Annotated in this window: 12 protein-coding genes; 1 reads left to right on the top strand and 11 read right to left on the bottom strand. The window is 36.9% G+C overall.

Translation table 11 applies throughout. The features are described 5' to 3' along the window. The 8 genes from HMPREF2887_RS08465 to dnaG form a co-directional block, all read right to left on the bottom strand. The coding region (locus tag HMPREF2887_RS08465) for a response regulator (protein WP_084741061.1) at positions 1-514 on the bottom strand (514 nt) is incomplete at its 3' end. Between the two features lie 57 nt (positions 515-571). Further along, a complete protein-coding gene (gene msrB / locus HMPREF2887_RS08470; protein WP_041784110.1) occupies positions 572-1,690 on the bottom strand; it encodes a peptide-methionine (R)-S-oxide reductase MsrB in 1,119 nt (372 codons plus the stop codon). 12 nt (positions 1,691-1,702) lie between these two features. Continuing rightward, positions 1,703-2,266, bottom strand: a complete 564-nt coding sequence (locus tag HMPREF2887_RS08475) for a redoxin domain-containing protein (RefSeq protein ID WP_003024623.1) — start codon at positions 2,264-2,266, stop codon at positions 1,703-1,705. Positions 2,267-2,279: 13 nt separating this feature from the next. After that, on the bottom strand, positions 2,280-2,990 hold the full coding sequence (gene ccdA2 / locus HMPREF2887_RS08480) for a thiol-disulfide oxidoreductase-associated membrane protein CcdA2 (RefSeq protein WP_003024626.1): 711 nt from the start codon (positions 2,988-2,990) through the stop codon (positions 2,280-2,282). A 137-nt stretch (positions 2,991-3,127) separates the two neighbouring features. Continuing rightward, positions 3,128-4,456 carry a branched-chain amino acid transport system II carrier protein gene (brnQ, locus tag HMPREF2887_RS08485; protein WP_021001660.1) on the bottom strand — a complete coding sequence of 443 codons (1,329 nt, stop codon included), beginning with the start codon at positions 4,454-4,456 and terminating at the stop codon, positions 3,128-3,130. Between the two features lie 147 nt (positions 4,457-4,603). Continuing rightward, positions 4,604-4,933 (bottom strand): metal-sulfur cluster assembly factor, encoded by a 330-nt coding sequence (locus HMPREF2887_RS08490; RefSeq protein ID WP_003024629.1) that lies wholly within the window; start codon positions 4,931-4,933, stop codon positions 4,604-4,606. An 18-nt stretch (positions 4,934-4,951) separates the two neighbouring features. Next, positions 4,952-6,064: an RNA polymerase sigma factor RpoD gene (rpoD, locus tag HMPREF2887_RS08495; protein ID WP_003024631.1), complete on the bottom strand. Its 1,113-nt coding sequence runs from the start codon at positions 6,062-6,064 to the stop codon at positions 4,952-4,954. Positions 6,065-6,066: 2 nt separating this feature from the next. Continuing rightward, positions 6,067-7,842, bottom strand: a complete 1,776-nt coding sequence (dnaG, locus tag HMPREF2887_RS08500; RefSeq protein WP_282187182.1) for a DNA primase — start codon at positions 7,840-7,842, stop codon at positions 6,067-6,069. Between the two features lie 154 nt (positions 7,843-7,996). Between dnaG and mscL the strand changes: the two genes are divergently transcribed. After that, on the top strand, positions 7,997-8,377 hold the full coding sequence (gene mscL / locus HMPREF2887_RS08505; protein WP_003024637.1) for a large conductance mechanosensitive channel protein MscL: 381 nt from the start codon (positions 7,997-7,999) through the stop codon (positions 8,375-8,377). Positions 8,378-8,489: 112 nt separating this feature from the next. Here the strand turns inward: mscL and rpsU are convergent, their stop codons facing one another. From rpsU to HMPREF2887_RS08520, 3 genes are all read right to left on the bottom strand, one after another. Further along, positions 8,490-8,666 carry a 30S ribosomal protein S21 gene (rpsU, locus tag HMPREF2887_RS08510; RefSeq protein ID WP_000048054.1) on the bottom strand — a complete coding sequence of 59 codons (177 nt, stop codon included), beginning with the start codon at positions 8,664-8,666 and terminating at the stop codon, positions 8,490-8,492. Positions 8,667-8,862: 196 nt separating this feature from the next. After that, positions 8,863-9,201 carry an ATP cone domain-containing protein gene (locus HMPREF2887_RS08515; protein ID WP_003024641.1) on the bottom strand — a complete coding sequence of 113 codons (339 nt, stop codon included), beginning with the start codon at positions 9,199-9,201 and terminating at the stop codon, positions 8,863-8,865. Between the two features lie 250 nt (positions 9,202-9,451). Further along, the gene (locus HMPREF2887_RS08520) at positions 9,452-11,767 is read right to left on the bottom strand and encodes a CAP domain-containing protein (RefSeq protein WP_057489651.1); all 2,316 of its coding nucleotides are present in this window, start codon (positions 11,765-11,767) and stop codon (positions 9,452-9,454) included. Between the last annotated feature and the right edge of the window lie 633 nt (positions 11,768-12,400).

A 12,400-nucleotide genomic window follows, 5' to 3' on the forward strand; every position in this document is an offset into this window, starting at 1 on the left:
AAGACGGACTAAACCCTAACTGAAAAGCAAGTGATTTAAGAGACAATTCTGTATCGGTCAAACGATCATGAATTGCTTGTTCTAAATCAGAAAATTCTGCTTGCTCAACCAGTTCATGAACTTGCTGCTGCTTTCGCTCCTTGTCCAATTTCTCTTTGACTTTCAACAACATCGTTTCCACATCTTCCCGCGAAAACGGCTTTAGTAAATAATCATCAGCACCTAATTTTACTGCTGACAAAGCGTAGTCAAAGTCATCATAACCCGTTAAAAAGATAATATGAACAGAAGGATATTGTTCTTTGACCAATTGAGCTAGTTTAATCCCGCTTATATGTGGCATATTGATATCTGTCAAGACAATATCGGGCTGTGCAAGCTGTATCTTTTCCCAAGCATCCAAGCCATTTTCGGCCTCATCCATGACTTCCATATCAAATGTTTCAAAATCTACTAAAGACGAAATACCTTGCCGAACAAGGTATTCATCTTCTACAATCATAATTGAATACACTAGCGCACCCCTATTATTTATTAAACTCATTATAGCAAATTTCTGTGAAAATTGCTGTTACACATAGTTTAATAAATAACCGTAGCCTTTACTTTCCATTTGGTCTTTCGAAATGAAATGAATGGCTAAACTGTTGATACAGTAGCGAAGTCCGCCCTTATCTTTTGGTCCGTCCGTAAAGACATGCCCTAGATGAGAATTTCCAACACGACTTCGCACCTCTGTTCGAGTCATATTAAAACTCTTATCTTCTTTATAAGTCGCTACATCTGGACTGATTGGACGTGTGAAGCTAGGCCAACCACAACCAGACTCAAATTTATCTTTGGAAGAGAAAAGTGGCTCACCTGTTACAACATCGACATAGATTCCTGCATCAAACTTATCCCAATAGCGATTAGAAAAAGCACGCTCAGTATCATTTTTTTGTGTTACAGCATATTCTTCATCAGATAGTTTCTTTTTAATCTCTGCATCACTAGGTTTTTTATATTTGGAAGCATCAATGACTGGATAAGAAGCTTGCTTAACATTGATATGGCAATAGCCATTTGGATTTTTCTTTAAATAATCTTGGTGGTACTCTTCAGCCTTAATAAAATGTTTTAATGGTTGTTTTTCGACCGCCAATGGCTCTTTAAATTTTTCTTTCTGCTCGTCAAAGACTTTGTCAATCGTTTCTACATCAGCCTGATCTTTATAATACACGCCTGTACGATATTGCACTCCACGATCATTGCCTTGCTTATTTTTGCTGAGCGGATCAATGATTCTAAAATAATGTAGCAAGACTTCTCTTAAAGAGATTTTATTGGCATCATAGGTTACATGAACCGTTTCTGCATGTTTTGTCTGCGAGATTAGTTCGTATTTTGTGGTTTCGCTAGTGCCATTAGCATAACCAGAGACTGCATCAACCACCCCATCTACTCGTGAGAAATATTCTTCCACCCCCCAGAAGCAACCTCCTGCCAAATAGATATGCTTTAAATTTGCATTTTTCAAGTCCGCTTTCTTTTGCTTGACCGGTTCAGCCTGGCTAACAGCTGCTTCTTTAATCTGATTAATAGCAGATTGATTTTTAAGGGTTGGCATCATGCGACTTCCTAGCACAAATAAACCTAAAACCAGCAGGACTGCTCCACCAAATAATAACCATTTCATTTTATGATCCATCATCCTCCCCTCCTATTTAATGCTTTTAAGAGTTGATTCAATTTCTGCTTTTTTAATAAGTCCAGGACGAGTTTTTACCAATTTTCCATCGCTTCCAATAAATGCAGCTGTCGGATAGGAACGAACACCATATTGTTCCAATAGTTTACCACTAGGATCTAGTAAAACAGGTAAATGTTTATAATTTAATTTCTCATACCAGTTTTTAAAATCTGCTTCAGATTTTTCACCAACATGCCCCGGTGAAACAACCGTCAAAACTACATAGTCTTTCCCAGCATTTTTAGCTAACTCATCAGTATCCTTTAATGTAGATAAGCAGATAGAACACCAAGATGCCCAAAATTTGAGATAAACTTTCTTTCCTTTGAAATCTGACAATTTATAAGTTTTCCCGTCAACTCCTTTTAGTTCAAAATCAGGAGCTGCTTCGCCTTGATTCAACTTTGTAGCTGTCGTTTTATTTGTAAATTGTCCGTGTCCAGACTTAGTTCCACTAGCTGATTTTTGATTTCCACAGGCACCCAACAGAGCAACACAAACAAGACCTGTGATGACTAACATTGTTTTTTTCATGAGATTCCTCCTTTTATCCACCAAATATTGAAGCTAGAACATTAAGATTTCCCAGCATAAGTAAAATTCCCATCAAGATGATAAGTAACCCGCCAATTTTCTTTAGTAGTCCCATATAAGGTTTTATTTTCCCAAAATGGCGTAAAACAATAGAAGAGGCAAGCGCCAAAATGAGAAATGGGATAGCAAGACCAAGGGTATAAACTAACATGAGGAAGCCACCTTGTACTGCTCCATTACCACCAGAAGCTGCAATTGCGAGAACAGAACTCAAAACAGGACCTACACAAGGTGTCCAACCAAAGCTAAAGGTCACACCTAGCAAGAAAGCATTGTAAAAATCATTTCTATTTTTATCTTTTTTTAATTGAACACTTTTCTGTCGTTGTAGTAGCTTAAAATTGATCAGTTCCATTTGATGAACACCGAGCAAAATAACAATTGCTCCTAATACATAGCGGAACCACTCTGTATAGAGAACTTTTCCCAAAAAGCCAGCGCCATATCCAAGAATTAAAAAGACTACGGACAATCCTGCAATGAAAAATAGTGTTTTTATAATTCCGTACCAAGCAATCTTCTTTCCAAAAATAGTGATTGTTCTTGGTTCATCTGTATCCAATAAAATACCAACATATACAGGCAGCAATGGCAATATACAAGGCGAGAAAAATGATAAAATTCCCGCTAGAAATACAGAAATCAAAAACACAATAGATATCATTATCTTTTCCTCCTCATTTTCTTTCTAAGAAAAGTATACACTGGCTCACTATTTAAAAATATAGGATACGATTTGTAAAAACTTGAATTTGATATGGTCATAAAAAAACTATCACTTTTCGTGATAGATGTTTTTAATTATTCCATTTCAAATGTGTCACTTTTTTGTTTATTTGGCAAAAACAAAGATAACACAATCCCAACAATCGTCGGTACCAGCCAAGGAATTGAAGCTTGTGCAAATGGCAAAGCATTGATTAAATTACTCACACTAGTCAATTTAAATTGCGAGCCAATAATATTCGCAAAGGCAATAATTGTTACAACTGCTACCGTTAGCTGCATTCCAATCTTAGATAAGGCAAGAAACTTATTGACAATCACAATCATTACAATCGCAATGGTAATCGGGTACAAAATTTGCAAGACAGGAACTGAATACTGAATAATCGCTCCCAAACCAAGATTTGCAATTGCAAATCCAATCAAGGTAAAGACTGTTGCAAAAGTTTTGTAGCTGATTTTAGGAAAGGTTTTATTGAAAAATTCTGATGTTGAAACAATCAAACCAACCGTAGTCGTAAAGCAGGTCACTGTTACCATGGCTGCAAGGAAAATCTGTGCTGTCGGACCAAAAATAGCTTGTGTAGCTTGAGATAAGACATAAACTCCTTTATTGGCATCAGAAGCCATTACATCAGTCGGAATTGGGAAATGATTTCCAAGAAATCCTAATCCAATATAAAGCGCACTAAATCCCAATGCAACAACAATTCCAACAATCCAAATCGTTGAGATATATTCTTTTTTATTAGCAAAGCCGAGTTGGTTCAATGTTTGCACAGCGATAACGCTAAAAGCAACAGAGGCAAGTGCATCAAGCGTATTATACCCTTCAAGAAAGCCAGTTCCAAAAGCTGCTTTTGCGTATTCCGTGCTAGCATCTTGCGGTGCAGCTGCTCCATATTTTATCGCTCCTAAAATGACTAGAATGACAATCAAAATGGCAAACACAGGAGTCAAAATCCGACCAATCCGATCCAAAATTTTGGAAGGATTTAATGAAATCAAGTAAGCAGCCACAAAATACAAGATTGTAAAAATAATAAGTCCTAATCCAGTCATATTACTCGAAAGCAATGGTGCAATCCCAACTTCATAAGAAGTCGTTGCCGTCCGAGGAATGGCAAAAAATGGACCAATCGCTAGATACAGAACTACCAAGTAACTGGTCGCAAACCAAGGAGAAACCTTTTTAGAAATTTCGTAAACATAGCCTTTGGGATTTAAAGTACCGATAATCAATGTTAAAATAGCAATTCCAACTCCTGAAAGCACAAATCCTGCAATCGCTGACCAGAAGTGTTCGCCAGACAAAGCTCCTAAAGTTGGCGGAAAGATTAAATTCCCTGCGCCGAAAAATATTCCAAACAAGAGTAATCCTGTCAGTGCTCCTTTTTTAACCATCTTCTCTCCCTTTTCTAAAATTCAGTATGTTCAACTATTATAACAGATTCTTACAATACTTCAAGTGATATAAAGTTAAAATATTGCACAAATTCTGAATGTTTGAGCAAAACAAAAGCAGCATAATCAAGTCATGCTGCCATATTCTTATTTAATCCCTAGGGCGATGCGTGCGTAGCGACTCATTTTATCCACAGTCCATGCTGGATACCACACCAGTCTCACTTCTACTTTGCTCACTTCAGGTACATCTGACATCGCATCATGAATCTGATCAGTTAATAAGTCAGCCAGCGGGCATCCCATTGTTGTTAAGGTCATATCAATCTGCGTCTCACCATTTTCACCATTGAACCGAATTTCATAAATCAAACCAAGATTTACAATATCAATTCCTAATTCAGGGTCAATAACTTGTTCCAAACTTTCCAAGATACGATTTTTAATATCATCAATTTGTTCGTTTGTGTATGCCATGGTGCCTCCTTTTGTCTACTAATCTTCAATAAAGTCACGAAGTGGCTTGCTACGACTTGGATGACGCAATTTGCGTAGGGCTTTGGCCTCAATTTGTCGAATCCGTTCACGAGTCACGTTAAAGACTTTTCCAACATCTTCCAGCGTACGCATTTTACCATCATCTAGACCGAAACGCAAACGTAGTACATTTTCTTCACGGTCTGTTAATGTATCAAGAACCTCGTCTAATTGCTCACGTAGGACAATACGTGTTGTGTAATCAACTGGATTTTCAATCACTTCATCCTCAATGAAATCGCCAAGATGACTATCATCTTCTTCTCCAATTGGAGTTTCAAGAGAGACCGGCTCCTGGGCAATCTTCAAAATTTCACGAACTTTATCTGGTGTCATATCCATGCGCTCAGCAATTTGTTCTGGCGTTGGATCTTGTCCCAATTCTTGCAAAAGATTTCGTTGCTCCCGCACTAATTTATTGATTGTCTCAACCATGTGAACCGGAATCCGAATCGTACGCGCTTGGTCAGCAATCGCACGAGTAATCGCTTGACGAATCCACCAAGTGGCATAGGTCGAAAATTTGAAACCTTTGGTATAGTCAAACTTGTCAACGGCTTTCATCAATCCCATATTGCCTTCTTGAATCAAGTCAAGAAACTGCATGCCGCGTCCAACATAGCGCTTAGCAATAGAGACAACCAACCGCAAATTAGCTTCTGCCAAACGTTGTTTCGCTTCTAAGTCGCCTTGCTCCACAAGAACAGCTAATTCTTGCTCTTCTTCATTGGTCAATAACGGAACAACACCAATTTCCTTTAAATACATACGGACAGGGTCGTTCACTTTAGCAGAATTGCTACCAAGCAACTCCTCATCTGTTAATTCAGCTTCTTCTTCCTCTGTATTTAAAACCCGTTCACTTGGGTTGCCCTCTTTATCCGTAATAGCAATCCCTGCGTCCTGAATCCGTTGAAGAAGATCTTCAATGCCATCAGCTTCCAAAGTAAATGGAATGACTAGCCGATCATTGATTTCATCATCGGTTGCTGTACCAGTTTTTTTATGGTTGCGAATAAATTCTGCAACTTGAACATCAAAAGTTGTTACTTCTTTTTGTTTTGTAGCCATTCCTACTCCATTCTCCTTTTTTGAGCAATAAATCGCTCTAGCTCTTCTAATGCCGTATCTGCATCCCCACTATGAGATGCTTCACGGACTTTTTTACCAATCAATTGATTTTCTTTGCGAAGCAATTCCTTATCTCGCGTTTGCTCCACTTCAATCAGTTCCTGCTCAGAAACTTCCTCTGGTAGATTTTCTTCTAAGACCCGATACCAAGCTTGCTGTACCGAATCATTTTGCTCAGACAAATCTTGTGGCGTTACCTCGCCATTTGTTTTTAAAATATCGTACAAAGTCTGCAATTCTACTGTTGCGAAATGAAAATCTTTCCTCAAACGATAATCATTTAAAATTACAGGATTATCAATCATCCGCTGCAGAAGATGACTCTCTGCCTTAATTAGCCGTGATACTTGCCGTGTTATCGGAATGTCAAGTCTTGACACTTGTTGATGCGATTGCTGTTGTTGCTCTCTTCTATTTACTAAACGATGATTATTAACAGCTTGCTCCACCTGCTGGTAGTCAAAATCAGGTAACAATTCAGCTAACATATAAATATAGGAATTTTGTGCAGTGATTGATTGAACCTGTGAAATCAGCTGAGACATTTGTTCAACAAATTCAATTTGAGCTTGCAAGTTTTCGATATTATCTGGCTTCAGATAGTTCAAAAGAAACTCTATATCACTAATTCGTGTTTTAGTCAGTAAATTTTGTAAATCATCAGCAGAATTTTTTTTGATAAATTCATCCGGATCCATATTATCAGGAATCCTGACAATTTCAACTGATAAATTATGCAATTCATTCAGAGCTTTTGCTGTCGCTGCTTGTCCTGCTTTGTCACCATCGTACGTTAAAATAATTTTCTTTGCGAACTTACGAAGATGCTCCACATGCTCATGCGTCAATGCTGTCCCCATAGATGCTACAGCATTTTCAATTCCAGCACGATAAGCGGCTATAACATCCATAAAGCCTTCCATTAAGTAAATTTCGTGACTTTTCTTGATAGTCGCTTTGGCCTTGTCCAGATGATACAACTCATAGCTTTTATTGAAAATCGGTGTACTGCGACTATTTTTATACTTCGCGACTTTCTGCTCTATATCGCTTGGTTGCCAAATACGACCTGAAAAAGCAATGACTTGTCCTTTATCATTTGTCAATGGAAACATAATCCGATTTTGAAAGGCGTCATAAACCAAATTGTTATCAGCTAAGTTGAACAAACCAGAATTCATAATGACTTGCTCATCAAACTTTCCACTAACACTTTTATAAAGATAGTTATTTTCATTGGGCGCTAAACCAATTTGAAAATGCTTGATAACCTCATCTGTTAAGCCACGTTCATAAAGATAAGAACGTGCTTCTTCTCCTATCTTTGTTGTCATCAATACTGCATGGTAAAACCTTGCAGCTTCTGCATGAATATCATAAAGTGCTTGATGAGGATGTGTATGTGTTGACAGCTCTTTTCTACTATGCTCTATTTCTAATGGAAACCCTGCACGATCGGCAACAATTTGTACAGCGTCCATAAAAGAAACACCACGATAATCTTCAATAAATTTAAAGACATCACCTGACTTTCCACAGCCAAAACAGTGATAAAATTGTTTTTCTTCTACTACATTGAATGATGGAGTTTTTTCCCCATGAAAAGGACAAAGCCCCAAATAATTCCTTCCGGCCTTTGTTAGAGCAACGACTTCTCCTATGATTTCGACGATATTGACGCTATTTTTAATATCAGAAATGATTTCTTTATCAATCAATAGACAACACCCCCAATTTATCATAGAATAACAATTTACATTTTATAATAAATTTATCAAAAAGTAAAATATTCACTATATTTTTTAGACATTTTATTGACTTTCCCCTTTTTTTGGATATAATATAGTTTAGTATTTTGAAAGGAAAAAGAAAATGTTAAAGGACCTTAAAGAGTTTTTGCTTCGCGGCAATGTAATTGATTTGGCGGTCGGTGTTATTATTGCCAATGCTTTTGGAGCTATTGTGACTTCGCTTATTGGAGATGTTATTACTCCACTCTTTCTCAATCCAGCTTTAAAAGCTGCTGGTGTAGAACAAATTGCTGGTTTAAAATGGAATGGGATTGCATACGGTAGTTTCTTAAGCGCTGTTATCAATTTCCTCGTCATCGGAACAGTTCTCTTCTTCATCGTCAAGTCTGTTGAAAAAGCGCAAAGTCTTACTAAAAAAGAAGAAGACACTGCTGAAGAAGCTGCAGGACCAACTGAATTAGAAGTTCTTCAAGAAATCAAAGCCTTGCTCGAAAAGAAATAGAGGTTAGGGAAAAATTAAAAGATTGTAAGAGTTTGAGAAGTGTTTTATCTCAGACTCTTTTCTTTTGAAATAGCCACAAAAAAACAGGACTTCAATCCTGCTTTTTCTTTTATTAGAATTTTTTACGTTTACGAGCTGCTTCTGATTTACGTTTACGTTTTACAGAAGGTTTTTCATAGAATTCACGTTTGCGTGTTTCTTGAAGAGTACCAGCTTTAGTAACCGCACGTTTGAAACGACGAAGAGCATCGTCAAGGGATTCATTCTTGCGTACTACGGTTTTTGACATTTTTTTCACTCCCTTCAAGCTTAAAATCTTTTAAATTTTATCATATTAAAATACACTTGTCAAGTCTTAGAAATTAGGAGAATGTGGTAAACTTTTGTAGAACAAGCAATATGTATTAACTTAAAAGAGAGTTGATTTTTAGCAAATTTTTCAAAAAATCTGCCAACTACTTCATTCTGTAATCTAGGCTGCAAATTTATCGAATTTGTTCAAAATGCAAATGAACTGCGATATGATCGCCATAGCCGTTCCGGTCTAAATCACGTTGCAAGCGGTAGGAAATATAATGCTCGGCAATGGTGATATAACCAGCACCTAACAGGCGATTTTCTACCATAGATTGGATCATACTGATAGTAGCTCGTTCAACACCAGCCTCCTCTAAATCTAACACTACTTTTTTAGTTACAAGCGCTAAATTTTGACGGAGATCGTCTGTCAAGACATAAACCGTTTGTGCTGCTTTCAAAATAGCTTGATAAATTTTATCTGGATTAAAATCAGTAACTTCTCCATTACGTTTGATGACTTGCATAGAAAACTCCTTTAGTTTTATTCGTTTCATTAAGAGAATACAGTTTATTATACTATTTTTGTGCTGATTCTCAAAATGATAGATACTTTAAATATCTATCAGACAAAAGTTACATTTTATTTAAATTCTATTTTATTATCATTTCTTCACTGTTGATTTTAATCATCTCAATCAAAAAGACAAACACTCGAAAACAGAGTTGTTTGCCTGTGGGAAGAAAGATTAGATTTTTTCTAAAATCTTCAATTATTTAATCTTCGTTATTTCTTTTACGACGGCGAGCACTAGCTAGAGTTCCTAAACCAAGTAGCAAACCTAATGCAGCAACCTGATCTGCTTTAGTACCTGTAGCAGGCAGAACTTTTTGACCAGTATTTTGTTGTCTAACTAACAATGGTTTTGGTTGGTAAGTTCTGGATAAGTGTAATTTTTGTACTTCTCCATCTGTTTCTTTTTGAGCCTTCGGAGGAAGTTGACTTTTCAATTGCTCATAGTTTTCTTGTAACTTGGTATAAATTGAACGAGAAATCTCTAGTTTTGCTTCTTCATCTTTTAACGTTTTAACCTTAGAGGCATAGTCAGCTTGTGCAGCTTGAAGAGCCTTTTGAGCTGCTTCAAGTACTTGTGGTGCATTTTGTAATTTTTCCAAGTTATCTTGTGCTTCTTTTAGCTTGGCTTGACTAGCTTGCAAAGCGTCTTTTGCCTTGGCAACATTTAATTCTGCTGTAATTAAGACTTTCTTGAGTTCTGCTAATTTATTTTTAGCAGTTTCTAGTAATCCTTGTTCTTTTGCTAATGCTGCTTGTTTTGGTGCCAACTTGGATGCAATAGTTGCAGTTGCGCGCTTCAAAGCAGCTTCTTTTGTTACAACATTTTGCTTCGCTTTTGTCAAGGCCGCTTCAGCTGTAATCACTCCAGCATTCGCAGTAGCAAGGGCAGCTGAACGATTCGCAGCCAACTTTTGAAGATCTGCTAATTTTGCTTTTTGAATATTTAAAGTAGATACATAACCCGTTCTTTGAGCTCGTAACATGCCTAATTGTTTTTTCGCTGCTGTTGCTTGTGCATTTGCAGCATTTGCAGCATCAGCAAAATTACGGATTGCTTGTTCATACGCGTCTGCAGTAAGAAGAGTACCGTTATTAACACGCGCATTAAAATTATGTTCGCTATAGAATCCAACTTCAGACGTTCCATATACATTGCTGTATTGATTTGGAACTTTATCATATGCAGCTGAAATGGTATTAAAGTTTTTATCCATCATTTGAAGATAGTGACCAACTCTATAGAAGAAAGCAAGTTGACCACGATTACGTAAGGTGGTATAAATTTGATTGGAATCAATGTTTCGCTCATTAGTTGTTAAGCCATACTTAGCTGCCTCAGCCATATAGATAGATTTTTCCTTATGCCAGAAGTCAACGGCTCCTTTCGGAGTAAAACTAATCGCTACATTTTCATTTCTCAAATATTTGCCCATATGCCAATCTGCTCTTTCAAAATAAAGAGTTTGGACTTGGCTGGCTGGATTCTTGTAAGGATCAATCAATAATTCTTTTAATCCAGCTTGTCTACGATAAGCATTGATAGCTCTAACCAATTCAATCGCTTTTAAGTTATTTGCTAAAGTTGCTGGACTTGTTGCGTCAGAACCAACTGTAATACCGTCTTCACGTTTAGCTCTTTCATAAGTTGCTAGTGCTTCAGCAGCTGCATTACGAATCGCTTGGTTGGCTCCATTTGTTTTAGCGTGTTGTAAAAATTCACCATAGGTTGCCTTGTTTAAATCAACGTTTCTTCTATTGGTAGCTGACTGTTCAGCACGGGCTACTTCAGCGGCTTTTTGATCAATAGCCGCTTGATTTTCTGCAACTTTTTGCTCACTTTGCTTGACTTGCTCAGTCGCTGAATTGATTTCTTTAGGAAGATTAGCAACTTCTTCCTTCATTTTAGCAAGATTATTTTGCTTTTCTGCTAAATCTTTTTCTGCTTGTTTTTCTGCATCTTGTGCTTGATTGAGCTCTTGCTGCTCATTTGCAACCGGAGCTTTTGCTGTATCTAATTCACGTTGTGCTACATCAACAAGTGATTGTTGCCCTGCAACAACATTTTCTTGATTTTTAACAGCTTCTTTTGCCTTTGTTTCAGACTGCTCTGCTGCTTGAACTTTATTTTCCTCTGTTGTAACCGTCTTCTCTGATGTCGCCACTTCTTCTTTTGCGGTTTCAATAACTTCTGGAGTTGCTTCTTTCTTTTCTGCCTCAGCATTTGCAACAGCTTTTTCGCTATCTGCCACCGCGTCCTTTGAAGTATTTACATCTCCTTTGACTTGCTCTACAACTTTTTGCTGAGCATCTGTTTGAACCTTTGCAGCATCGGCTTGTATCTTTGCTGATTGAACATCTGTTTCTGTAACTGGTTTGGTGATTTTTTCAGATGTCTTTGGCTCAGTAGATTGTGTTTTTACTTCTTCAGCATTTACTTGATGTGATAAACTGCCCGAAATAATAGTGGTTGCTGCTAAACCGGTCGCAACTACTGATTTTTTAATTTTTCTCTCCATTAGACGACCTCCTAATATACTTGTTACTTTTCATTATAAACCATTTCAACCTAAATTACAATTCCGCTAATGTATTACTCAGATAACTATTTCATTAAATTTCTTTTACATTAAACAATGCCCAATAATGAGTTCTGTAATTTTGATACTAAGTTTTTCTTGAGAGTACAAAAACATCACCGCGATTTGTTATAGAAATGTAAAAGTTTTACAGTTACTTAAATCTTGAGAGTACAAAAACCTGTATCCACACCCATTATCCCAACACCTCGTTTTACAGGTACTTAAATCTTGAGAGTACAAAAACTTATTTCCAAAAGTATTTGCTGTAACTTTCGTTTTACAGTTACTTAAATCTTGAGAGTACAAAGACTTATTTCCAAAAGTATTTGCTGTAACTTTCGTTTTACAGTTACTTAAATCTTGAGAGTACAAAAACTACTGCGATACAGATAGTCTATACTTAGATGTTTTACAGTTACTTAAATCTTGAGAGTACAAAAACGTCCCAAACCATCGCATTCCATTGCGTATTGTTTTACAGTTACTTAAATCTTGAGAGTACAAAAACTTGGCTTCTACTTGCTGTTTACGCTCAATAGTTTTACAGTTACTTAAATCTTGAGAGTACAA

It is taken from the genome of Streptococcus sp. HMSC071H03, from assembly GCF_001813035.1.
Classification (GTDB): domain Bacteria; phylum Bacillota; class Bacilli; order Lactobacillales; family Streptococcaceae; genus Streptococcus; species Streptococcus anginosus.